This window comes from Wolbachia endosymbiont of Onchocerca gibsoni (genome assembly GCF_029169405.1).
Classification (GTDB): Bacteria; Pseudomonadota; Alphaproteobacteria; order Rickettsiales; family Anaplasmataceae; genus Wolbachia.
In genome coordinates this window covers 750859-776154 of sequence record NZ_JABUMP010000001.1, presented here as the reverse complement: position 1 = coordinate 776154, position 25296 = coordinate 750859, and the positions used below count along the sequence as shown (strand labels likewise).

Genomic DNA, 25296 nt, shown 5'->3' with positions numbered 1-25296 from the left:
ATTTCAAAGTTTTTCATCACATTAGCAATATTAGTCAATAGTTTTAAGGGGGTGTTTACATGGAATTTGGTAATATAAAGTGGTTTAGCGCTGAAAAAGGTTATGGTTTTATTGTGCCAGAGGCTAAAGGCAGCGATGTTTTTGTGCACATTAGTACATTAGAGCGTTCAGGAATAAGACCTGATTCACTTAAAGGAGAAAACAAGGAAAAGGGAATAAAAGGAGAAAGAGTAAGCTATGAGCTTAGAGAAGAGCGCGGTAAGAATGGAGAAGGAAAAAAATCTGCAATAAATTTAAAGTTGTTAGAAAGTTAACTAGATTTCGATGGTAAGAGTTTTTAATAGAGCTATAGGCAGCTTTCATGAAATGGATCTTCCAGTTTCACTCAAGCAAGTTCTAGATAAACATAATTTTTTCATTCCAACTCCGATTCAAGCACAGGCAATTCCTCTAGCTCTACAAGGTAGAGATATTCTCGGTTCTGCTCAAACGGGAACTGGAAAAACCTTGGCATTCGTTATTCCGTTGATTGCTAAGTTGTTAGATGATTTTAGTGTTAGTTCAGCTTTAGTTATTGTACCAACTAGAGAGCTTGCACAGCAGATAACAAATGAAATAAGAAAGCTTTTATCTCAAAATTCCGTGTTAAAAATTGCCTTGCTAATTGGTGGTGAGTCTATTTTCAAGTAGCTAAGTTAGCTTAAGAAAGAGCCACAAATTATGGTAGGGGGTACTCCTGGTCGTATTATAGACCATATTGAACGTGAAGCTTTGATGGTCTATAATGTCAATACTCTTGTGCTTGATGAAATGGATCGTATGTTTGATATAGGCTTTGGAATTCAAATTGAAGAGATTATGAAATATCTCCCAAAAATACGACAAACTCTCATGTTTTCTGCAACTCTTCCTAATAGTATAGTGTGNNGCTTGCTGCGAAATATCTTGGTCAGCCAGAACATATTTCGATTGAAAATGAAGTTGCAATTTCTACAAAAGTTAAGTAAGAAATTATTTATGCATCAGAGCTAGAAAAATATAGTAAACTTATTATGCAACTATGTCAACGTGAAGGATCAATCATTATATTTGTTAAAATGAAACAAGGAGCAGATCAGTTAGCTAACAAATTGTGCAAAGATAACTATAGTGCTTTGGCAATCCATAGTAATTTAATGCAGCGCGAACGTGAAAGGGTTATCAGTTTTTTTCCGTAATGGTCGTAATCAAATTATGGTTGCAACAGATGTTGTTTCTCGTGGTCTTGATATTCCACATGTTCAATATGTTGTCAATTATGATGTACCACAATCGCAAGCTGACTATATCCATCGTGTAGGTAGGACTGCACGAACTGGAGCTGAAGAACATGCGTTATCTTTTATCATACCTCAAGATAGGAGAAAACTATTTGTACTTTCGAGCACAGCAGGAGAAACAAATTTTGATTATAGTGCACAGTTTAAAAAACATAACAATAAGAAGTTCTTTAAAAGATCAGATGCATTGAAAGATACGGTAAGAGAAGGATAAATTCTTTTGAAGAAAAGAGCAGAGTGCTACGGAAGGTATACTCTTCTGTTCTTTAGAATTTAAATATGAAAAGCAAGAAGAAGTATTCTAAGAAGTTATTGTATTCGGTAGAACTTGATCTGACAGTAAAAAAAAGAATAAATAGGTGTATTAATTTATCTAGTTTTAACTATTTTAAATAGCAAATATCTAAATCTTTAAATTTTAAAAAGATGTTTATTAATATTTCACTATTCTTATACCTAAGAAGAATCTCCTGTACAACTTTGAGTGTAAAATAATGTTACGTAAAGTAGGAAAAACTACCTAAATCTCCTTAAGCATTGTAGCAGTTAAAATTGATAGAAAAGTTATAGTTATTGCAATAATTCTCTCTAAGTTTCATCACCAACCTCTTAAAGAGGTGGTATAATGCGTCTTACACTATCTTTTAAATCAGCAGGACTATATTCTGTCACTAAGGTTATCATCATTTTAGTCGCCTGTTTTATTATGTTGCTTAAAGCAGTGCTTTTTACTGTGTTATAATATAAGTATGAATTTTCTTGATGTTGCTATTGTTGATTAATTCATACTTTGAGCACGTAGCTTTCACTAATTTACGTGATACAAGAGGTTACCTTTTCTAACTCTAATTACTTTCTCCCCGCCTTCTCTAATTAAAAAAAAGATTTATCATTCTTCTTAAGCTACATTATATTGTAGATTTAGTTGACTTGTTGTAGTGGAGAACAGCACCAAATTATAATAACTTACACACTTTCTTGGTATAAAGTTTAATTTTTTCCGTTAAATATATACTTTTATTAACAATAATCTTGTCAAACGAATCATCATCTGTAAACTGGAGAACTACATTACACTCAGAAAATCATCTATTTTTGAATAAGCCAGTAATACTTAAACAGACCTTTGCTTTGTTTTGTACCTTTTATCTTTTAAAAGATAACCTGATATTTAATCTGAAGATACTAGACGCTTTCTCAAAATGTAGAGTGGTTTTTGCTTTTCCAATAAACACGGGCAATGAAAGTTCTTTACTACTTTTCCTCTTGTTTCCAACTTTGTGGCAATCTTCTATAATAGTAACAGTTATTTCAGTCCAGCTTTTAAGAGTAGTTGTTTCACTGCTATCCTGTACGGATACAGAATGATAGCTGCAAGGCCTTAGTTATAAGGAGGGAAATGCCAGCTTTTGGGTGATAATGTGAATATTTCAACACCATCTTTTGTTACTCCAAGCGTGTGCTCGAATTGTGCAGAGAGTGAAAGGTCGCATGTTGTTACTGTCCAGCCGTCAAACTTGCTGAGCAAGGTTTCATGTCCTCCAGCATTGATCATAGGTTCTATTGTAAAAAACATGCCCTCCTTTAAGATAAGATTTTCATCTTTATCATAAAAATGTAATACATTTGGCAGAGTATGAAAGGCTTTTCCTATACCATGCCCACAGTAGTTACGTACTATAGAATATCCAAAATCTTCAATATATTTTTCTATAGCAAGTCCTATTCTGTTTAATTTATTACCAGGTTTGACTTGTTTTATTGCTTCCATCAATGCGCCATAGGTAGCATTGCACAAACGTCTTGCTTTTATTGATGGTTTACCAACCCAAAACATGCGACTTGTATCACCATGCCAGCCATCTAAAATTACTGTAACATCTATATTTAAAATATCTCCGCTCTTAAGCGGTCTATCATCAGGAATGCCATGACAGACAACAGCATTTTTTGAAGTACAGATTGATTTAGGATATCCTTTGTAATTGAGTGGAGCTGGAATTGCACCTGCTTTGGTTATAAAGTCATGACATAAGTCATTTAACTCATTAGTTGTTATTCCTACCTTTACATGCGGTACAGTAAAATCAAGAGTTTCAGCTGCTAACCTACCAGCTTTACGCATAAAGTCAAAGTCTTTTTGCGAATGTATAGTTATGTTCATGTTTCTCATGTATTATCCTAGCTATCATAACACTTTTATGCAAAGTTTACAGTTCTACTTATAAGTTTGTGTTATTAGAGTAAGTTCCATAGAGTTTGTTAAGGTGTAAACTTTAAGCATTTTGATGCATTTCAACCTGAAAGCTAGTGTATGTTACACACAGTTATATGCTTTAAGTTAAAAGCAGCTACTTAAAACGATAATTTTAAATTATGGATAAAAAAGAAGAGCAAGAATATCAGTGGTTTATAAATTTAGTATTCACAATAGAAAAATTGATGTATACCTAAATTTAAGCAGTAAGCATTTTAAAACTGTGTTTATCAATTCAGTAAAGTTTGAGAGAGTATTAATGATTTAGCCGTATGAGGCATGCAATAAACTATTATAAAGTTTGGTTAAAATTGAGGTTTTTAGTAACTTACCTAAAAACTTAACCCAGAGCTGTAAATTTTGTCACTTCAATGCTTGGTAACGGAAACTACATAAAAAAAACTGCTATATGTAGCATCTGCACAATTGTAGGTACTAATTGAGCGCTATTCTTGGTAGTTTATTTAACTTGATTGGTCATAGTGTGATGCTACTACATTTTCTTTTTCACTAGGATGCAAGTAATAACTATTGCTCCTTAACAATTTTTCATCGTAAGTTTCGATATCAAAATATTTTTCGTATTTATTTATATCATTGCGAAGTGAGAGTGCCTTGATCTTGCTCATAATTAAGCCTGTACCAGCAGGAATTAACCTCCCTACTATAACATTTTCTTTTAACCCACTTAAAGAATCTTCCTTCCCGCAGAATGCTGCTTCTGTTAGAACTTTTGTTGTCTCTTGGAAGGAAGCAGCAGAAATAAAGGAATTGGTTTCAAGGCTAGCTCTTGTGATTCCCTGTAGAATAGGAAGGTATTTAGCAAGCCGCTTGCCAGAATTATTCATAGCATCATTTTCTCTATCAACTTCCAACCTGTCAATGCTTTCTCCTACCAAGTATGTAGTATCACCAGGATCAGTAATTTCTACTTTTTGCAACATTTGTTTTAGTATCACTTCTAAGTGTTTGTTGTCTATGCGAACACCCTGTAATCTATAAACTTGCTGTATTTCAGAAATCATGTAGTGTGCTAAAGCCTCTAGTCCAAGTACACGTAAAATATCATGGAGATCAGGATCACCATCCATCAACAGGTCACCTTTACGCACAAAGTCACCCTCATTGACTATTACGTGCTTGCTTCTCGGTACTAAGTATTCAACTGGAGAGATTTGTTCATCAACAGGTTTAACTAATATACTACGTTTTCCTCTCCTATCTTTCTCAGAAAATGCCACATAACCGTCTACTTCACTAACAATAGCATGCTCTCTAGGGCGTCGTGCTTCAAATAACTCTATAACTCTTGGTAACCCACCAGTAATATCACGAGTTTTGACTGATTCCCTTGGCATTCTTGTAATGATGTCACCTGCTTGAACCTTTTGGCCATCTTGTACATTGAGTACTGCCCCTATTGGTATAAAGTAACATGCCTCAACACCACTTGCGAGTATCATTATTTCACCATTGTCGTCAAGCAGCACTATGCGAGGACGTAAATTAGCTCCACCAGAGTGCAATTTCCAATCTTTTACTACTTTGCTTGATATTCCTGTAGATTCATCCATAACCTCGGTGATTGATACTCCATCTTTCAGATCTTGGTAAGATACTGTACCTGTTTTCTCTGTGATGATAGGTAATGTATAAGGATCCCATTCTGCAACTTTATCGCCAATTTTTACTAACTGACCTTCATCTGCATAAAGCTTGGAACCATAGGGCACACTATATCTTAATTTTTCACTACCAAGGCTATCAATCAATATAGCTTCACAAGAACGACTTATTACGATTTTATCCCCGTTTTTGTCTATAATTATATTGCTATTGTTTAATTTTATTTTGGCATTAATAGAAGCTGTAATATTTGAAGATTCAACGCCCCTAGTCATTACTCCGCCTATATGAAAAGTGCGCATTGTTAACTGAGTACCAGGCTCTCCTACGGATTGAGCAGCTATTACACCTACTGCTTCACCTATTGAGACAACCCTGCCAGTTGCAAGATCTCTTCCATAACATAGTGTGCATATACCTGAGCTTGCTTCACAGGTTAATGGTGATCTGATCTTTACAGCATCAAGACCTGCAATGTTAATTTGCTTTACCTTGATTTCATCAATTAATTCTCCTGCTTTTACTAATAATTCTTTTGTTACTGGGTTATATATATCGTTTGCAGCTGTTCTGCCCAGCACTACACTCTCTAAAGACGCAACTATAGTACCTCCTTCAACTGTAGCTCTCACAACAAGACCATTTTTGGTTTCACAATCATGTTTTGTGACTATACAATTTTGAGATACATCAACTAAACGACGAGTTAAGTATCCAGAGTTTGCAGTTTTGAGAGCAGTATCAGCAAGGCCTTTACGCGCGCCATGAGTAGAATTGAAGTACTCAAACACATTTAACCCTTCACGGAAGTTAGAGACTATAGGTGTTTCTATAATTTCACCGGAAGGTTTGGTCATAAGTCCTCTCATTCCAGCTAATTGTTTCATCTGTGAAGTAGAGCCCCTTGCACCAGAGTTAACCATCATATATACTGAGTTGTATTTGCTATTTTTGTTATATATAGATATTGCTTTTAACATATCATTGGCTATCATATCTGTGCACTTAGACCACTCATCTATAACTTTGTTGTACCTCTCGCTTCTAGTGATTAACCCATCTTGATATTGCATAGAGAACTTCTTAATTTCACTTCTTGCATGATTAACATGTGTAGCTTTAGTTTCGGGTATAACCAGGTCACAACGACTAAAGGAAGTACCAGAAAGTGTAGCGTATTCAAAGCCAAGTACCATTAACTTATCACAAAATTCTACTGTAGCGCTTTGGCCACAGTTACGATATACTATGTCAACTATATTAGTTACTTCCTTAACCGTTAATAACTGGTTTACAAGGTCAAAGCTTAGATTCTTATGTTTGGGAAAGATCTGCCATAGCATTAAACGGCCAGGAGTTGTGTAAACGGTTTTATAGTGAGTTTCGTCATTACTGCTATGTTCTATCCTATATTTGATGTTAGAATGGATATGCAAAGTTCCATTATTCAAAGAGTGTTCAATTTCACCAAAGGTGCCTAAAAATAGCAAATCATCTTTTTTATTAGGTTGTTCTTGCAGAGTTAAGTAATATATACCAAGAATTATATCTTTACTAGGAACTATAATTGGCCTACCATTGGAAGGACTTAAGACGTTATTGGTTGACATCATCAATACCTTAGCTTCAAGCTGAGCTTCTAGTGAAATTGGTACATGCACTGCCATTTGATCGCCGTCAAAATCAGCATTAAATGCTGTACAGACAAGTGGATGAAGTTGTATTGCTTTGCCTTCAATAAGGATCGGTTCAAAAGCCTGGATACCGAGCCTATGTAAGGTAGGTGCTCTGTTTAACAAAACAGGATGCTCTTTTATTACTTCTTCCAATGTATCCCAAACTTCTGGTTTTTCTGCTCTTATCAATTTACTGGCAAATTTAATAGTTGGAGCCATACCATACATCTTAAGCTTTGAGTAAACAAAAGGCTTGAATAATTCAAGAGCCATCCTTTTTGGTAACCCACACTGATTTAACTTTAAAGTTGGACCAACAACTATTACAGAGCGTCCAGAGTAATCTACCCTTTTTCCTAATAGGTTCTGACGGAAACGACCTTGTTTTCCTTTTAGCATATCGCTGATAGACTTTTTATATCCAATAGTACCAACTTTATTTGCTAAAGCATTACGACGGCTATTATCAAAAAGAGAGTCAACTGCTTCCTGTAGCATCCTTTTTTCATTACGAATCATGATTTCAGGAGGGTTTAAACTTAATAGTTTTTTTAACCTATTATTTCTATTAATTATAGTCCTATAATGGTGATTTAGATCAGAAACTGCAGGACGGCCACTTTCAAGAGATACTAAAGGACGTAAATCAGGTGGTAGAATAGGTATAGTTGTAAGTATCATCCATTCTGGCCTGTTTCCTGATTTGATGAAATTTTCAATGATACGTAACCTTTTTATAATCTTCTTTCTTCTTATTTCAGAAGCAACAGATTCTAACTCCTGTCTTAGATTTTTTCTAATTTCATGTAAATCAAGACGAGCTAGCAATCCTCTTATAGCTTCAACACCCTGCATAACTACAAAGCTATCTGTTCCATAATTGTCTTTAGCTTCATTGTAGGCTTTTTCACTAATAATCTCACCTTTTTCAAAGGAGGAAACAAGAGGATCTATTACAACATAGTTATCGCTATATAAAATGTTTTCAATATCTTTTAGAGACATATCTAATAATGCTCCAATCCTTGAAGGAAGTGATTTCAAAAACCATATATGAGCAACAGGAGATGCAAGCTCTATATGACCCATCCTCTCTCTTCTCACCTTAGAGGATGTAACTTCTACTCCGCACTTTTCGCATATGCGGCCTCTATGCCTTCTTTTTTTGTATTTTCCACATAAACATTCATCGTCATTGACAGGACCGAAAACCTTAGGACAAAATAATCCACCTTTCTCAACTTTAAATGTTCGATAATTTGCAGTTGAAACATCTTTTATCTCGCCGTAAGACATAGATTTAATACTTTCAGGGCTGGCGATTGATATGCTAATCTTATCGAAAGATTGTGCAATATTAGTATAAGATATGTCTTCAATAGCTACATCATTTTGTTTCAAAGCTACATTTAAACATAGAGAACGTAGTTCTTTTACCATTACATTGAAAGATTCGGGAGTTCCGCACTCGAAGTTGCTATCACCTTTTATTATCGATTCATAAATTTTAATTCTGCCATTAATGTCATCAGATTTTACAGTCAACATTTCTTGTAAAGTGTAAGCAGCACCATAAGCTTGCAATGCCCAACATTCCATTTCACCGAGACGTTGGCCACCGAAATGGGATTTTCCTCCAAGAGGCTGCTGAGTAACTAAGCTATAAGGACCTACTGAACGTGCGTGAATTTTGTCGTCAACTAGGTGATGTAATTTGAGCATGTACATATAACCAACTGTAACCTTACGGTCAAATTTTTCACCGGTACAACCATCGTACAGTATAGTTTGCCCAGAGTTATCTAAATCGGCAAGTTCAAATAATTTTGTTATTTTTTCGTCTTTTGGACCTTCAAATACAGGTGCAGCCACAGGAACGCCATCACGTAACTTATGTGCAAACTCAATTAAATTATTGTTACTAGTTTCATAAATATTGTTGCGAATAGATACGTTGCTACCACAGCTATAGACTTCAATAAGGAAATTACGTAAATTGTCATGAGCGCTTTTACAGGAGTTTAAATAATTTTCTACTAATGTATCTAGCTCATCATTTAGTGCTTTTTTGTTAGATCTGTTGAAAATAGAATCTGCTATTTCAGCATCACTAATTTCTTCAATTTTTCTATTATCAAGATATGCTGCTGTGAATTTTGCAAAGATATCACTGTTAAGAGATCTAATTTCTTTACAAAAAAGACTTTTAATTTTATTAATTTCATCAAGAATGCTACTTACTTTTTCTCCTAACTTTTTGCAAGCCCAACCTACATGAGCTTCCAATATTTGTCCTACATTCATTCTTGATGGAACACCAAGAGGATTAAGAATAATATCAATAGGAGTACCATCTTCTAAATAAGGCATATCCTCCACTGGTACAACTCGGGAAATTACCCCTTTGTTTCCATGTCTGCCAGCCATCTTATCTCCTGGCTGCAGACTATGCTTCACAGCAATAAAAACTTTTACTGACATTGACACACCTTGAGGTAGGTCATAACCTTCATTTAGTTTTTCTATTTTTTGTTTAAATTGTATTGTTGCGTTTAATATTTTTTCATCAAAATCTTTTTTTAAGCTCTTAACTTGCTCAGAGATAGATTGGTCTTTTAATCCTATACTCCACCATTGTTCGTGTTCAATAGTATCAAGTTTTTTCTGATCTTGAGAACAAGAATTAGCAAGAAGTTTTTTTAGCTCGTCATAAAAATATTTACTAGTGACATTGATTATGTAATCTCGCTCCTTTTCTAAATCTTCCATTTCTTTTTGCTTAATAAGCAATGCTCTCTCACTTTCTTCGACTCCCCTACGAGTAAAGACTCGTACATCAATAACTGTTCCTTCAACATCTGGAGGTGTATATAAGGAGGAATCTGCGCAATCGAATGACTTTTCACCAAAAATTGTCATCAACAATTTTGTTTCGGGAGGTAGTGAAAAAGATGGTTTAGGTGTAACTTTACCTACCAGAATATATCCTGGTCCTACTCTTGTACCAACTTTTACTATACCGCTATCATCTAAGTGATATAGATTTTCTTCATTGATACCAGGTATAGCACGAGTTATTTTCTCTGACCCTAAAGGAGTATCATGCACAACACACTCGAATTCTTCTATATGGATAGAAGTAAATAGATCTTTTTTGACAACTTCACTGGAGATAACAATGGAATCTTCAAAATTATAGCCTTGCCAAGACATAAAAGCGACTAGCAAATTTTTACCAAGTGCTAGCTCACCATTGTTAATTGCAGGGCCATCAGCTATTACATCACCTTCTTTAACATAGTCACCTACACGTACTAATGGCTTTTGGTTAATGCAAGTATTGTGGTTGGAGCGTTGAAATTTTTTTAAATGATAAATATCCACGCCCAGGTAGTTAACCCTTTTTTCATCAAAAGCACGTATAACTATAGAATTGCTATCAGAGCTATCGACTATGCCATCGCGTTTTGCTAAAACTACGGCACCAGAACCAGAAGCTACAAAAGACTCCATACCAGTGGCAACCAAAGGAGCAGTAGGTTTTAATAAAGGTACAGCTTGGCGTTGCATGTTTGAACCCATTAATGCTCTATTAGCATCGTCATTTTCTAAAAATGGAATTAAAGAAGCTGCGACTGATATTACTTGTTTAGGAGATACATCAATGTAACTTACTTGATCACTACTTACCATGGTAAAATTTCCAGCGTACCTACAATATAGCATGTCGTCGATAAAACAATTATTTTTATCAAGCTTTGCACTGGTATCAGCTATATAATATGAACCTTCATCTATTGCAGATAGATACTCAATTTGATCAGTAACGACCTTATTAATTACTTTTCTATAAGGGCTTTCGATAAAACCATATTTATTAACACGTGCATATATAGCTAAACTGTTGATTAACCCTATATTTTGTCCTTCAGGGGTTTCAATTGGACAAATTCTTCCATAGTGAGTTGGATGAACATCACGTACTTCGAATCCTGCACGATCTCTTGTTAAGCCTCCGGGACCTAGTGCTGATAGCCTTCTTTTATGAGTTATTTCAGATAATGGATTAGTCTGATCCATGAATTGGGATAGTTGAGAAGAATTGAAGAAATCTCTTAAGGAGTTGGTTAACACTTTCGGATTAATGAAATCTGATGGAGAAACTTTATCTAAACTAGAAGTAGACATGGAATCAATTATTACACGTTCCAATTTTAGTAACCCAGCTCTAAACTGATTTTCTATAAATTCTCCAACTGACCTCACTCTTCTATTTCCTAAGTGATCAATGTCATCTACAGATCCTTGGCCGTCACGTAACAGTACTATTTTTTTTACAATTTCAATGATATCTTCATGTGTTAAAACAGTTAAATTTTCATCGTAATTTAACCCGAGACAAGAGTTAAGTTTCAATCTGCCAATGTTAGATAAGTCGTAATACTCAGGATTGAAGAAAAGATTATGAAAAAACTCTTCTACTATCTCTAAAACAGGGACTTCACCAGGACGTAAGACTCTATATATTTCATATAGAGCGTCTTGATAAGACATGCTTTCATCTAAAAGAAGAGTATTCAATATATAAGGTCCAACAGATAGATTATCGATATTTAATACTGATATTTCATTTATAGATAATAACTCAAGCTTTTTTATGTCTTCTGCCTTTATAGGCTCACCAGCAGATAAAATTTTTGTAGAGCTAACACTATCTATTAAATCTTCTGCAAGAAATAAACCACATACAGAATTAAAAGGTACTAGATACTCTTTTAGACCATCGTCATATAGCTTTTTGGCTAGCCTTGAAGTAATACGAATATTGTCCTTAAGCAACACATTGCCTTTAATATCTATTAAGTCAAAGGGTAATCTAACCCCTTTAAACCTGTCGAGTATAAAGGGTACTTTCCAACTGTTTCTATATTTTACATACTTTATCTTTTCATAGAATTTATCGAGTATACTGTTGTTCGATAAGCCCAATGCCTTTAATAAAACTGAGATTGGTAGTTTTCTTTTTCTATCAATGCGAAAATACAAAAAATCTTTGACATCAAACTCAATATCGAGCCAAGAACCTCTATAGGGAATAACTCTAGCAGAATAAATTAATTTACCAGAGTTGTAAGTTTTTCCCTTGTCACTATCAAAAAATAAACCAGGTGACCTGTGCATTTGTGAAACGATGACTTTTTCCACACCATTAATGATAAAAGTACCTTTATCAGTCATCATCGGTAATTCACAAAAGTGGACTTCCTGCTCTTCCATAAATTTTATAATGGTTGTAAGCTTAGAATGATCACCGCTCTTTTTAATTAGCTTATATTCATCGAGGGAAATACCATCTTGTATAACAACGAGACGTATAAAAGCAATGACTCGAGCAGAAAAAGTTATGCTACGCTTTATGCATTCAGATTCATCGTACTTAGGATTATCTATTCTACAGCTTATAAACTCAATAGTAGCCCTATGCAAAGGATCATCTACTGGAAAGACTGAATGAAAGATAGATTCAAGTCTTTCATTACCATGATCTCCAGGAGTAAATGATTTATATGACTCTTTTTGGACCTTAACTGGGTTTAGTAAAGAATCCTTTAGATCAATTGACCTAGAATAAGAAATTCTAGGGATAAAAGCACCTGAAATATACATACAAGAAGAATCAACCATTAAAATACCTCAAACTAACTAAAAATGCTGCATCAATATAGAATTAGTATGTTTAAATAAGCATCTTATTCAAGTTCCACTTTGATTGCTCCTGCTTCGATAAGCTGTTGCTTTATTTTTTCTGCTTCGTTTCTAGGAATATTAGCAGTTAGATCTTGAGGTAAAGATTCAACTAGCTCTTTTGCTTCTTTTAAGCCTAATGTAGAATTAACCTTTCTGACTGTTCTAATGACTTCCATCTTTTTGCCTGCATCAATTTCTTTAATCACAACTTTACATTCAGTTTTTTCTTGGGCTGCAGGATTAGCAGTATTGTCACTAGTGGGTATATTAGCACTAACAACTCCACCAATAAAAGAACCAGCAGGTAACCCTATTTTTTCTTCTAAAACTTTTACAAGTTCAGCGGCCTCTAAGAGATTTAAAGATAATATTTTATCGGCCAAACTATTTGTTACGTTATTCATATTACTACCTAAATTATCAATAAATTTATTTTTTAGAACTATAATAATCCAACACTCTCACAAGCCTCATGAAAGGCGAGTTGATAGATAACGCTAATCGAGTAGGGATATTATAAGATATTAAACGCATAATTTTAATATGCAACTTATCTAGAGAAGGCAACTTAGCCAAGTTGTTAATATCCTTTACTGTAAGCAATTGATTTAAGTGAGCTGCACAAATCACAGACATCTTCTCTTTATTAGCGTCAGTGAAGTTAACTATCAGCTTTGCAGCCTCCACTATACTACTAGAGTATATAACAGCAACTGGGCCAGAAAACCTATCTGATAGATAAGAAAATTTACCAGCTCTTTCCAAGGCTAAACGGGCCAGAGTATTTTTAACTACTAACATCCCACCTGCCACAGACTTTAGCTTATTTCTCAAAGTTAATAAATCGTTAGCATTTATAGATTTAAAATTTACTAGTATTAAAAAATTATTGTTTATAAACACGTTTATTATATTCTGTATAAACTCATCCTTACTTTCACGCTTCACTGTATTACTCCTTAACTATATCTTCCACTTTGCTTATTTCATAAGCTTTACCCATAGTCGAACTTAAAAAGACGTTCTTAAAATATATCCCTTTCGCAGACACAGGTTTATTATTTTTAACTGCTTTAAGAAAAGCTTTCAAATTTTCTAGTAAATCATCAACGCTAAATTTAGCGTTTCCTAATTTACCATGAATGATACCATTTTTATCTGTCCTAAACTTTATTTGACCAGACTTAATAGTTTTAATAGTCTCTGCAATGTTAGAAGTTACGGTACCAAATTTAGGATTAGGCATTAGTCCTTTAGCACTTAATATTTTTGCAATAGGAGTAATTTTTGCTATAAAATCAGGAGTGGTAATACANCAATCAACGTCCAACTTTCTACCCTTTTTTATTTCTTCAACTAAATCCTCTCCTCCTATAATATCAGCATTGACTTTTTCAGCTTCTAATGAATGATTACCTTGAACAAAAACAGCTACTTTAATATCTTTTCCAGTACCTCTAGGCAAAACTACTATACCACGCACCTGTTCTTCAGATTTGTGTGAATCTACACCTAAATTGACTGTAATATCAATTGATTCATTAAACTTTGCCGAAGCAGATTCAATAACCTTTTCTAAGCATTGTTTAGGATTATCGTAATGCGTATCCATACTTTTACCCTTCTATAACTTCTATGCCCATAGATTTAGCAGTGCCTATGACCATTTTCACTGCTGAGTTTTCATTGTCCACTTTCATGTCAACCATTTTATATCTTGCTATTTTGATTATAGTAGATATAGTCAACTTGACCACCAATTCTTTACCTGGCTCACGAGAACCTTTATTTAATTTAGCTTCTTGTTTAAGCAGATAAGTCACAGGTGGGCCACTGATGGTGAAATCATGGGAGCGATCATCCTTTACGGAAATTCTCACTGTTACTAAATCACCCACCTTATAATTGGCACCAGCTGTACTGGTAGCTTTGTTAAAAGCCTCGCAAAACTTAGGAAGCGGTATGCCACGTGGACCAAGTACTGAAGCAATTTTTGGACCTGGAACTGCTTTTCCTGCTTCCATTAATAAGTTAATCTTAGCAATTATAATACTCATAGCTAATTCTCTACTTTCTCTACTTGCGCTAAATCCAACTCTATTATTGTTGGTTTACCTAAAATTGACACTTCTACATTGATAATTTTTTTCTCATTGTTAATCATATCTACTTTACCAATAAAGTTTTGAAAGAGACCATCATTAATCTTTACCTTTTCTCCTTTTTCATAACCATGACTTGATTTTTTCTTCTCTTGAGCGTTATAGAGTGCATTACACATTAAGTAAATCTCATCATCAGAAATTACCTTGGGAACGTTACCATTTTTTAAGAATCCATAAACTTTAAGAGATTTTGGTATATTATTGATAAAATTTAATACTTCGTCACATAAATTTACATATAAAAAAACATAACCAGGAAAACACCTCCTTCGTGTAGCAGTTTTTTTAGATCTTAACTCTGCTTCATTTGGTTCTTCATATGGAATAAAAACTTCCTTAAAATAATTACTAANNCCCCTAATCTCATAGAGTTTTCTAATATGTGTTGACATACTTTCTCTTCATAATTAGAAACAACCCTCAAGATGTACCATTTGTATTTATTGAATTCTCTACGCTTCAGACTTACTTCATCGTCTGAAACTGCTTCAAGATTATCAGTTATGCTGCTGCAGCATTTTAATGTTTGATTTAATATATTCTTACTCTCATCACACAGATGCATATATATATATATTTTACATAATTCTTGTATGTCAGATTTTAAACTGCGCGTTGTTTGATAAGGAATAAACACCTCTTTGAAATAAGGAGCATGACTTACCAATTCACGTACATGTTTTTCATGCCCATAATTAATTTTAATAATGTGCCATTTATATTCCATAAACAATTCCAAATAAGGCTTTAATTATGTAGAGAGATATAAAATCTACTAAACAAAAGAAAATTGAAAAGCATAATATAACACCTGCTACAACAAATAAAGATGATAGTACCTCTTGTTTTTTTGCCCAGGCAACTTTTCTTATTTCTTGTTTTATATCATAAAAAAAACTACTTAAACTCTTTAACATCTCTAATGCAACATTAATGCAGGAGCGGTAGGGATTGAACCTACAACCTCTGGTTTTGGAGACCAGTGCTCTACCAATTGAGCTACACTCCTATAGCTAAAACTTTCTACTCCAAAATTTCGGAAACAACACCAGAACCAACAGTTCTACCACCTTCTCTTATTGCAAAACGTAATCCCTTATCCATTGCTATCGGTACCTGCAATTCTACTTCTATGCTCACATTATCTCCTGGCATTACCATCTCTTTCCCTTTCAGCAATTTTATATTTCCTGTCACATCTGTAGTTCTTATGTAAAATTGCGGCTGATAATTTTCAAAAAATNGTGTATGTCTCCCTCCCTCTTCTTGCTTTAATATATATACTTCTGCCTTAAACTTTTTATGCGGTGTTATTGAATTTGGCTTTGCCAACACTTGACCCCTTTCTACTTCTTCTCTTTTCGTTCCTCTTAGTAATACCCCTACATTTAATCCAGCACATCCCTTATCTAGAGACTTCTTAAACATTTCTACTCCTGTACATATTGCCTTTCGTGTCGCTTTTAAACCTACTATCTCCACCTCTTCGCCTGTTCTTATTTCTCCCCTTTCTATCCTTCCTGTTACTACTGTTCCACGTCCCAGTATTGAAAATACATCCTCAATTGGCATTAAAAATGGTAAATCCACAGGTCTTGGTGGAACTGCTACATATTCATCTAACTTTTCCATCAATTTTTCTATTGATCTCTTTCCGTATTCACTATCTTCACTTTCTAGCGCTTTTAATGCAGACCCAATCACTACAGGAACATTGTCACCAGGAAATTCATACTTACTCAACAATTCTCTGACTTCCATTTCCACTAAACCAATTATATCGTGATCAGCTACATCAGCTTTATTTATATATACAACGATATATTTAACACCAACTTGTTTTGCAAGTAATATGTGCTCTCTTGTTTGCGGCATTGGTCCATCAACTCCAGACACTACTAATATAGCTGCATCCATCTGTGCTGCACCTACTATCATATTTTTCACATAATCAGCATGCCCAGGACAGTCAACATGTGCATAGTGTCTCTTATCTGTTTCATACTCAACATGTGCTGTTGCTATCGTTATTCCCCTTTTTCTCTCTTCAGGTGCTTTATCTATTTGATCGTATGCTACGAAATTTCCATAATACTTTGTTATCGCAGCTGTTAATGTTGTTTTCCCATGATCGACATGCCCTATTGTTCCCACATTTACATGTGGCTTACCAAATGCCTCTACTATTTGAGCCATAATTTTGTCCTTAATTGTACTTTAACTTATCAACCACACATTGTGGCACTTGTTCATAACAAGAAAAATGCATACTATATTGAGCTCTTCCTTGAGATATAGAACGTAAAACATTTATATAGCCAAACATACTTGCAAGAGGTACTAAAGCAAGGATTATAGCACTATTATTATGTGTTTCCATGCTTGAAACTTGCCCTCTTCTACTGTTTACGTTACCCATAATATCACCCATATACTCTTCAGGTGTAATAATTTCAACTTTCATTATAGGCTCTAATATCTTTGGACTAGCCTTATTTGCCATTTCCTTAAAGGCGCCTTTAGCAGCTAACTCAAAGGCCAAAGGACTTGAATCAACTTCATGAAAAGCACCATCAATAAGAGTAGCCTTAAAATCAATAACTGGAAAACCAGAGATTATGCCGCCTTCTTTTATCAATTCTAAACCATTTTGCACGCTAGGGATATATTCTTTTGGAATTACACCACCTACAATTTTGCTTTCAAATTGAAATCCAGAACCGGCTTGGAGAGGTTCAAATAAGAGCTTTACCCTAGCAAATTGACCAGCACCACCAGATTGTTTTTTGTGAGTGTAATCAATCTCAACAGATTTAGTAATAGTTTCACGGTATGCAACTTGAGGTGCACCAATATTAACATCAACATTAAATTCACGCTTTACTCTATCTGTAATAATTTCAAGATGCAGCTCGCCCATGCCTTTTAATATAGTCTGACCACTTTCTGCATTTATTGACATTCTTAATGAAGGATCTTCTGCAACTAGTCTGCTTAAAGCAATACCTAATTTTTCCTGGTCTGAAGTGGTTTTAGGCTCTATAGCAATTTCAATAACAGGTTCAGGAAATTCCATACGCTCTAATAATATAGGAAAATTTTGTGAACATAAAGTGTCACCAGTAATTGTTTTTTTCAGCCCGACTAAAGCAACTATATCTCCGACTTTAGCTTCACTTATATCTTCCCTATTGTTTGCGTGCATGAGCAGCATTCTGCCAATCCATTCATTCTCATTTTTTCCCGCATTCAATACAGTGGACTTAGATTTTAATTTACCGGAGTAAATACGAATGAACGTTAAGCTGCCCACGAATTTATCTGTCATCACTTTAAATGCAAGAGCAACAAATTTTTCCTGCTCTGAAGGCTTAATTACAATTTTTTTCTCTTGGTTCTTAGGATCAGTTCCAACAATTTCATTAACGTCAATAGGAGAAGGTAGAAAATCAACTATACTGTTTAAGAGTGGCTGCACTCCTTTATTTTTAAAAGCTGATCCACATAACACCGGAACAAATGTTCCTTTAATAGTTCCGCTTCTCACACATTTCTTCAGCAACTCTACCGGTAAATCATTGAATTCAAAGTAAACGTTCATTGCTTCATCATCCATTCCAGCTGCAGTATCTAATAAAAGACTTCGGTACTCTTGCGCCTTGTCAAGCAAACTAAAAGGAATATCTTCATAGAAAAATTTAGCACCTAATGCTTCTTTTTCCCATATAATAGCTTTCATAGAGACAAGATCTATTATGCCTTTAAAATCCTTTTCATTCCCTATTGGCAGCTGAATGATTAAAGGCACTGCTCCTAGCTTATTTTTAACCATGTCAACACATCGATGAAAATTTGCTCCTATTCTATCCATTTTATTGATAAAACAGATGCGAGGAACATTATACTTATCAGCTTGACGCCAGACAGTTTCAGATTGAGGTTCGACTCCTGCAACTCCATCAAATACGGCAACTGCACCATCCAAAACTCTTAAGGATCTTTCAACTTCGACAGTAAAGTCAACGTGCCCAGGAGTATCTATTATATTGATTTTGTGACCATTCCAGAAACAGGTTGTAGCAGCGGATGTGATTGTAATACCACGCTCCTTTTCCTGCTCCATCCAATCCATAGAAGCTGCACCATCATGCACTTCGCCAATTCTGTTTTGTTTACCAGTATAAAACAAAATACGCTCTGTTGTGGTAGTCTTACCAGCATCTATATGAGCCATTATACCTATATTTCTATATTCAGATATGTTAATTTCCATATTACATTAATTAATTAACATTAAAAGCTAAGATGGGAAAAGGCTTTATTAGCCTCAGCCATTTTATATTTTTCTTCATACATCTTAAATGCACCACCGCGTTTATTGTAAGCATCTATAATTTCAGTTTGTAGACAATCAGTAGAATTTTTTCTACTTTTTTTTCGAGCTGCAGAAGCAGCTTTTGCAATCCACCTTAATGCTAAAGAAACTGCTCTATCCTTTTTAACCTCAACAGGTACTTGATAAGTTGCACCGCCAATGCGACGAGGACGCACTTCTATAGAGGGGGTAACATTTTCCACTGCCGTTTCAAAAATTAGTATTCCGCTTTCCTTCATTTTTTTTTCAGCTGAAGATAGAGCATCATAGACAATTTTTTCTGCAATGGACTTTTTGCCACATTTCATAATTATATTGATAAAACGCGTTAATAAAACACTACCGTAATGTGAATCAGGACTTATTTTTCTCTTTTTTGCTTTATTCCGACGAGCCATAAACTTTAACTAGATTTTTTTACACCATATTTTGAACGAGCCTTTTTCCGATTTTGTACGCCACGTAGATCAAGAGTACCTCTTATTATGTGATAGCGTACACCAGGTAGATCTTTAACTCGTCCACCTCGTATCAAAACGACTGAGTGCTCCTGTAAGTTATGGCCTTCACCAGGTATATAAGCTGTTACTTCACCATATCCACTAATCCTTACTCTAGCGACTTTACGTAGTGCTGAATTAGGTTTTCTAGGAGTTGTAGTATACACTTTAGTACAAACGCCTTTTCTCTGAGGATTATTTCTTCCTAAGGCAGGAACTTTTTTCTTACAGAGTAACTTTAATCTACCTTTGCGTACTAACTGATTTATCGTAGGCATACATTAAAAACTTAGGCTCATTAAAACAATTTAAGTTCTAATTATAAAATAATAAACCCCAATAGTCAATATAAAAATAAACATTATTATTCTAATAATTTTAGCTTAACTTATACGATTGCTGTCCAATAAAAGACTTAAATTTTGTGAAATCTTTTAAAACCTGAATGGGATTTGCTTGATAGGATCGCAAGAAGATAATAATCTTTTAGTCTTACAATCTAAGAGCACTTCTTGATAATATTTTTCTGAGCTTGGAAATATAGTTTTTTTGCTGTACCGGCTTTACTACCGTATAATGTTATGCGGTCAATAGATTAGTTGTTCAAAATGAGATGTAAAGATGGAGGCGTTATTATTACTTTTAAAAAGTATGGTGATAAAGACTTGATTCTTTCTCTGTTTACAAAAACTCACAGAGAGTGCAGGGAATTAAACATGGCAAAACACACAACAGCGATCATAAGTTTCAAACAGGTAATCTATTAAATCTATTACATGCAGAATGGAGTGCTAAATTACTGAAAACCTGATTTTTTAATGTGGATTAATTGAATCTTTACTCTATTACTATCCTTCAGGATAGGTTGAAAAGTATTGTTATTGCCTCTTTCTCTTTTATTTTAGAAAAGTACTTCCAGAGAAATAATCTTGTTTTATGCTGTATGATAACCTTTGATATTTTATTGATGTAATCAAGCACAACAGTAAACCTTGGTGAGGTCGTTATCTTAATTTGAAGCTTTTGCTATACATAATTTGAGTTTAAGCTAGGTCTATCGAAGTACATTGTGACAAGTACTAAGGAAGACTTACAGTTTATTTCCCGAAAAACTGTTAAGGTAGTCAAAAAAAGTAGGAGCTTACTAGAAGATAAACCTCTACTTTTCCCACAAATATTGTATGAAGTATATAATAATAATCTATAAGATAGTTACTCATATATCAAGAATTTCAATCAGGGCTAAAAATCACAGGGTATTATTTTTAATAAATATCTGTTTTCACAGCTAAACATGAGATTTCCAGAATCGAGAGACCTTATGCTTTTGCTCTAATAGAGCTCTTGCGTAATTTTTGGCAGTATGTTTGATTCAAATGGAAACTGCTTGGTAAAGCTTGTCCTCCTATTGCGATAATAAAGGTGTTCAGTTATTCTTTAATCTTTTGTGCGGATTGAACAGCGTAAGTATTATGTAGTTGGTGTCTTGTGCTTAGTTTTTTGGACTATATTTCCTTTATATCTTTATTGATTTTACCTACCTTTCTTTAGGTTTCAGAGCTGAAATGCGCTTATAAGTTGTTCAAGGTAGTATAAGATGATAGTTTTACAGATTAAAGAGGGTAAGCAACTATTTAACATAGGAGATTTTCTATTTTTTTGTTTAGTAATTTTTTTACGAGATATTTATAATTACTTTTGATTGTAAGTGAACATCTGTTTTTCAAAATGGCGTTTTCCAGCGTATAGAGTTGGAATCTATGTTTCTTTTTTTTTGGATCTTAGTATTATCACCTACTTAAGTAACAGGAAAGAGATGTTAGAACGATAAAAAAAGAAGATATTGGTGGTATAACATTAAGACTACTTGGAGTTATCATTATAAAGTAGCATAAAAAACTAAATTTTAGCATTGTACGCTTGGCAACAATGATCATAAAGAAACTAGTGTTATGTTTGAATGACAGCAGATCACCTACTCATAAAGATTTTATCTGTAATACGCATATCAATTATGCTCCAGTTGCTAAAGGTGAAATCAGTCGTATTTTGCAAATGGTTTAAATAATCCCATGCTCTATAAGGGTTATCTTTGGGTAGTTTTACTGTAGAGACGTTATCAAGTATGACGTTCCATCTTTTATTTTCTACATAAACACAAGAAGAAATATGGCTGCTCAATTGAGTTTTTCTTTCTAGTATATTTTTAATGAATTCTAGATTTGATAACGAATTTTGTCCCGTGATTACAACGAGGTTATCTATTGGATAGTTATCTGCAATCACTTTACCTTCAGAATTAATTACTGAAGTTTTATTATCGTTGCTCCATAGGGCAAAGGGTTTATGTTCGCCTACATTAATATATAGGGTATTGGGCAAAATTCTATAAATTCTTACGTATTTTATCCATTTGCTTATGGACTGTATGCTATCAGCAAGCTTTGAAAGTGATACATATATAATTGGTTGTGTTTTATTTATCAAATTTAAAATGTCCTTTTCATTTGTGAATTTGTTACCAGTGATGACTACTTCATCAATTGAAAATCCGTTACTTAGTAATAAATTGGATAAGCGATTGTTATACCAAGTAAGATAATAATCAAGTTGACTTGTGGTTTTATCAAGTACTCTATAGAGTACTGATATAAAAAAGAGCATTATTATGATAAATAAAACACATTTGCGTAAAAAATTCTTTTGGCTTCTAGTAATATTGTTCAGCATTTACTTAACCTTCAATATTTTTGTGTTGTTTCAACGATAATTTGAACTAATTCATTAAAACCAATTCCTTTTGTTAATTTTGCAATTTTTGGTACTAATGATAGCTCGGTAAGGCCAGGATGTGTATTAATCTCAAGCATTTTTAAAGCTTCATTTTTAGGATTATAGCGAAAATCCGAACGAGATATAGTTCTGCATTCTAGAAATCGATGCATTTTCAATGCATGTTCCAAGGTCATTTTATATATATTATCAGGGATTTCAGCAGGAAATATGTATTCTGCAAGTCCGCTTGTATATTTTGCTTCGTAATTATAGAATTTATTTTTTGGTCGTATTTCTATAGTGCCGATTGCTTCATCTAGTAACACAGCAGTTTGTAATTCTATACCTGGAACATATTCTTCTATGATCATCCTTTCCATGATAGTAGAACTATTATCTTTTAGATTTAAGTAATCTTCATGCGAGGAAATTATGTGCACGCCTATGCTTGAGCCTTCGTTGATTGGTTTTAGGACATACGGATAATCAATTCTGATATTGTTTTTCAGTATATCTTCTCGATTAATTATGTACCCTTTTGGGGTATCGATACCGAGGTAGTGAAATATGTGTTTAGACATTTCTTTATTCATGGCAATAGACGAAGCCATAACTCCAGAGTGGGTATATTTTATACCTAAGATTTCTAATAAGCCTTGAATGCAGCCGTCTTCACCGTAAGGTCCATGTAGGGCAATAAAAGCAAGGCACGGGTTAATTTTTTTTAGCTTTTCAGTAATATTGTTATCAACGTTTATTTCTATTGCCTTATACGAAAGGCTATCAAGCGCTCTTTTCACTGCTTTTCCACTCATTAATGATACTTCTCTCTCGCAAGAAGGCCCACCAATCAAAATTGCTATAGTCGGAGGCATAAGCACTCTTAGGAGAATTTTATTAATTATAATTGCATATATGAGAACTTGTAAATAGAAAAAGGATTGTCTCGAGGTTTGTAGTTTATTGCTACTACTTCTTCAAGCTCACCATAAAAAACTGCTTGCGTTTATTAAATGTTGTAGACAGAAAAATTAGTATCATAATCATAAACGTTAAGGTTAACAAAGCTTCAGATTCGAAGATATGCTTATTATAAAAGTTCTAATAAAATAAGTATGTAATTTAATACAAATGTACTGAAAACTTCGCTATTGCTTATGTTAAGGTAATATTTTCAAGTGTACTCACCTCTTTTGTGTGAATCCTGTATAACAATCGTCCTAAAATATCATTAAGTTTTTTGTTGTGAAGACTTCAGCTATTATTAACAGCAGAAAGAATAAGCAAACACGTGCAATGAATAATTTAGATTTAATAATGTGGGAATCGTTCCTATAAGAATCAAGCAGACTAAAAAAAATATAATAGTAAGACTGCTAATAACATATGCTGTAATATATCTAGTTATTCCTTGCATAGTTTGAACTCAAATAATGTCTCTACTGTAGGTTTATAATCAGTTACTCTATTTTTGTAATTTTGTAGTGAAAGAACTGCTTGCATTGATCAAATGCTGCAGGTATTAGAATCAATATTGGCAGGATAAAGAAACAAGTTAGAAATATAAGTTGGTAACTATAAAAGCGCCTTAAAAGTACTTCTCATCACTGTCTGTATATAGAAAACGACGTTTTTAAGTATGCTTGCTTTTTNATGTATACATGAACAGCAATTTTTCTGAAACTCAACCAAATCCTTGTTATCGTTAAGACTTCTAATGCTACGTATACTAAATTTTCTAATAGAATATCTAATTTTTCTAGTATTTCATATCGTCCTTGTATAAGAAGTTGTTCACAAAATAGTAAAAGTTGAAGAAAATTCCTTTTTACCGTAACCTTAGTTACAGTAAGATATAAAATTTTTAGTAGATGTTGTAAACAAATCTTATTTCTTTGATAGCCTTTTGTTTCTGTTGATCTGAGTAGAAGACCTTTCTGCAACCTCATTCTTAGATGTATTTTTAAATCTTTACTATTCCTATTAATAGCACCTTTTAGGTAGTTGTATCTCTGTGTATCTAAAGTCTACTATGCCTTTTTTCCTGCCTTTTTATTTTTCTATTCTCATCGTAGCCTTTAACTCTACTTTTTCTACTGTTTTTTTGACAGATTTACTTTCACTTATAGAGGCTTGGCTATTTATTTCTTCCTATTTTTCTCTTAACTATATTCGAGAATTCATAATTTAATTTCTTAATGATTCCCTACTTCTTCTATTTCCTAAATTGTCAATTCACTGCTTTTCATAACGGAAAATTGCATAATTAGTACTTCCTATATTGGTATTTTGTATGTAGTGTGTGCAAAATTGCATTTAATATTCTTCTTTTGCTATGTTTTGATGATCTCCTTCCTTTTTTGTATAAAGGCTCTGGAATATTCTTTCATTCTGATTCATTCCCTTTTACCTAAATCTATTATCTATTGGATATTTTTCCTCATTTCTCACTCACTGTTCTATTGCTATATACTACTCATATTACTTGATTTGTAGTTAATTTCTAACAAGCAAAAAATTAAACATGTCTCCATAAAATCACAGGAATTAAGGTTTATTACCGGATGTGCTTTCGTATCAAAAAACACCCTATTAGTAAAATAGTGAGTGGAATAAACCACAAAATATAGGTGCTGGGTTTTATAGGTGGAATAGTTATAATTGAATTTCCATAGGAATTTTTTAGCTCTAAAATTATTTGCTTGTCAGTATACCCATTGCTGATTTTTCTACGAATTGCTTTGCGCATATCATATGCAATTTGAGATTCGGATTCAGATAGCGACTCACCAGAACATATTGGACACTTTATTATTTTAAACAAATTAGTTGCTCGTTTCTCCATGACTTTGTCT

Annotated in this window: 17 protein-coding genes, 1 tRNA gene and 2 pseudogenes; 4 read left to right on the top strand and 16 right to left on the bottom strand. The window is 33.7% G+C overall.

From position 1 onward, the window contains the following. Positions 1 to 59 precede the first annotated feature (59 nt). From HSX44_RS03045 to HSX44_RS04030, 4 genes and pseudogenes are all read left to right on the top strand, one after another. Positions 60 to 314 carry a cold-shock protein gene (locus tag HSX44_RS03045; RefSeq protein ID WP_014868777.1) on the top strand — a complete coding sequence of 85 codons (255 nt, stop codon included), beginning with the start codon at positions 60 to 62 and terminating at the stop codon, positions 312 to 314. A 10-nt stretch (positions 315 to 324) separates the two neighbouring features. Further along, a pseudogene (locus tag HSX44_RS04040) lies at positions 325 to 1032 on the top strand (DEAD/DEAH box helicase). A gap of 20 nt (positions 1033 to 1052) precedes the next feature. Then, entirely contained in the window at positions 1053 to 1217 is a 165-nt protein-coding gene (locus tag HSX44_RS04035) for a helicase-related protein (protein WP_458695382.1), read from the top strand. Continuing rightward, complete coding sequence (locus HSX44_RS04030) at positions 1189 to 1533, top strand: helicase-related protein (protein ID WP_275602249.1); 345 nt, start codon at positions 1189 to 1191, stop codon at positions 1531 to 1533. Before HSX44_RS04035 ends, HSX44_RS04030 begins: the two co-directional genes overlap by 29 nt. A gap of 1167 nt (positions 1534 to 2700) precedes the next feature. On the opposite strand, the gene map is transcribed toward HSX44_RS04030, so the two are convergent. From map to HSX44_RS02950, 16 genes and pseudogenes are all read right to left on the bottom strand, one after another. Further along, positions 2701 to 3483: a type I methionyl aminopeptidase gene (map, locus tag HSX44_RS03025; protein WP_275602428.1), complete on the bottom strand. Its 783-nt coding sequence runs from the start codon at positions 3481 to 3483 to the stop codon at positions 2701 to 2703. A 557-nt stretch (positions 3484 to 4040) separates the two neighbouring features. Then, the gene (locus HSX44_RS03020) at positions 4041 to 12563 is read right to left on the bottom strand and encodes a DNA-directed RNA polymerase subunit beta/beta' (protein WP_275602248.1); all 8523 of its coding nucleotides are present in this window, start codon (positions 12561 to 12563) and stop codon (positions 4041 to 4043) included. 65 nt (positions 12564 to 12628) lie between these two features. Next, positions 12629 to 13030, bottom strand: a complete 402-nt coding sequence (gene rplL, locus HSX44_RS03015; RefSeq protein WP_025264282.1) for a 50S ribosomal protein L7/L12 — start codon at positions 13028 to 13030, stop codon at positions 12629 to 12631. A 25-nt stretch (positions 13031 to 13055) separates the two neighbouring features. After that, positions 13056 to 13574, bottom strand: coding sequence for a 50S ribosomal protein L10 (gene rplJ, locus HSX44_RS03010; protein ID WP_275602247.1), 519 nt, complete (start codon positions 13572 to 13574; stop codon positions 13056 to 13058). A 4-nt stretch (positions 13575 to 13578) separates the two neighbouring features. Beyond that, a complete protein-coding gene (rplA, locus tag HSX44_RS03005; RefSeq protein WP_275602246.1) occupies positions 13579 to 14238 on the bottom strand; it encodes a 50S ribosomal protein L1 in 660 nt (219 codons plus the stop codon). Positions 14239 to 14242: 4 nt separating this feature from the next. After that, on the bottom strand, positions 14243 to 14683 hold the full coding sequence (locus HSX44_RS03000; RefSeq protein ID WP_275602245.1) for a 50S ribosomal protein L11: 441 nt from the start codon (positions 14681 to 14683) through the stop codon (positions 14243 to 14245). 2 nt (positions 14684 to 14685) lie between these two features. After that, positions 14686 to 15524, bottom strand: a pseudogene (nusG, locus tag HSX44_RS03940) (transcription termination/antitermination protein NusG). Then, positions 15508 to 15708, bottom strand: coding sequence for a preprotein translocase subunit SecE (gene secE, locus HSX44_RS02990; protein ID WP_275602243.1), 201 nt, complete (start codon positions 15706 to 15708; stop codon positions 15508 to 15510). Before secE ends, nusG begins: the two are co-directional and overlap by 17 nt. 19 nt (positions 15709 to 15727) lie before the next feature. Further along, positions 15728 to 15800, bottom strand: a tRNA-Trp gene (locus HSX44_RS02985). Positions 15801 to 15814: 14 nt separating this feature from the next. Then, complete coding sequence (gene tuf / locus HSX44_RS02980) at positions 15815 to 16987, bottom strand: elongation factor Tu (RefSeq protein ID WP_275602241.1); 1173 nt, start codon at positions 16985 to 16987, stop codon at positions 15815 to 15817. A 10-nt stretch (positions 16988 to 16997) separates the two neighbouring features. Then, entirely contained in the window at positions 16998 to 19064 is a 2067-nt protein-coding gene (fusA, locus tag HSX44_RS02975) for an elongation factor G (protein ID WP_275602239.1), read from the bottom strand. A gap of 20 nt (positions 19065 to 19084) precedes the next feature. After that, positions 19085 to 19564 carry a 30S ribosomal protein S7 gene (gene rpsG, locus HSX44_RS02970; protein ID WP_275602238.1) on the bottom strand — a complete coding sequence of 160 codons (480 nt, stop codon included), beginning with the start codon at positions 19562 to 19564 and terminating at the stop codon, positions 19085 to 19087. A gap of 5 nt (positions 19565 to 19569) precedes the next feature. Further along, positions 19570 to 19944, bottom strand: a complete 375-nt coding sequence (gene rpsL, locus HSX44_RS02965; protein ID WP_014868765.1) for a 30S ribosomal protein S12 — start codon at positions 19942 to 19944, stop codon at positions 19570 to 19572. Between the two features lie 1693 nt (positions 19945 to 21637). Further along, positions 21638 to 22396, bottom strand: a complete 759-nt coding sequence (locus HSX44_RS02960) for a cell division protein FtsQ/DivIB (protein ID WP_275602237.1) — start codon at positions 22394 to 22396, stop codon at positions 21638 to 21640. 11 nt (positions 22397 to 22407) lie between these two features. After that, positions 22408 to 23322 carry a D-alanine--D-alanine ligase gene (locus tag HSX44_RS02955; RefSeq protein ID WP_410543449.1) on the bottom strand — a complete coding sequence of 305 codons (915 nt, stop codon included), beginning with the start codon at positions 23320 to 23322 and terminating at the stop codon, positions 22408 to 22410. A gap of 1676 nt (positions 23323 to 24998) precedes the next feature. Beyond that, positions 24999 to 25296: cytochrome c-type biogenesis protein CcmH (locus HSX44_RS02950; RefSeq protein ID WP_275602236.1), on the bottom strand; the 298-nt coding region annotated here is incomplete at its 5' end.

Bases quoted from the DNA above. Each gene is read 5' to 3' on its own strand.
- rplL (WP_025264282.1), bottom strand. From the start codon at position 13,030: ATGAATAACGTAACAAATAGTTTGGCCGATAAAATATTATCTTTAAAT.
- secE (WP_275602243.1), bottom strand. From the start codon at position 15,708: ATGTTAAAGAGTTTAAGTAGTTTTTTTTATGATATAAAACAAGAAATA.
- rpsL (WP_014868765.1), bottom strand. From the start codon at position 19,944: ATGCCTACGATAAATCAGTTAGTACGCAAAGGTAGATTAAAGTTACTC.
- fusA (WP_275602239.1), bottom strand. From the start codon at position 19,064: ATGGAAATTAACATATCTGAATATAGAAATATAGGTATAATGGCTCAT.
- rpsG (WP_275602238.1), bottom strand. From the start codon at position 19,564: ATGGCTCGTCGGAATAAAGCAAAAAAGAGAAAAATAAGTCCTGATTCA.
- HSX44_RS04035 (WP_458695382.1), top strand. From the start codon at position 1,053: ATGCAACTATGTCAACGTGAAGGATCAATCATTATATTTGTTAAAATG.
- HSX44_RS03045 (WP_014868777.1), top strand. From the start codon at position 60: ATGGAATTTGGTAATATAAAGTGGTTTAGCGCTGAAAAAGGTTATGGT.
- HSX44_RS02960 (WP_275602237.1), bottom strand. From the start codon at position 22,396: ATGCTGAACAATATTACTAGAAGCCAAAAGAATTTTTTACGCAAATGT.
- HSX44_RS03000 (WP_275602245.1), bottom strand. From the start codon at position 14,683: ATGAGTATTATAATTGCTAAGATTAACTTATTAATGGAAGCAGGAAAA.
- map (WP_275602428.1), bottom strand. From the start codon at position 3,483: ATGAACATAACTATACATTCGCAAAAAGACTTTGACTTTATGCGTAAA.
- HSX44_RS03020 (WP_275602248.1), bottom strand. From the start codon at position 12,563: ATGGTTGATTCTTCTTGTATGTATATTTCAGGTGCTTTTATCCCTAGA.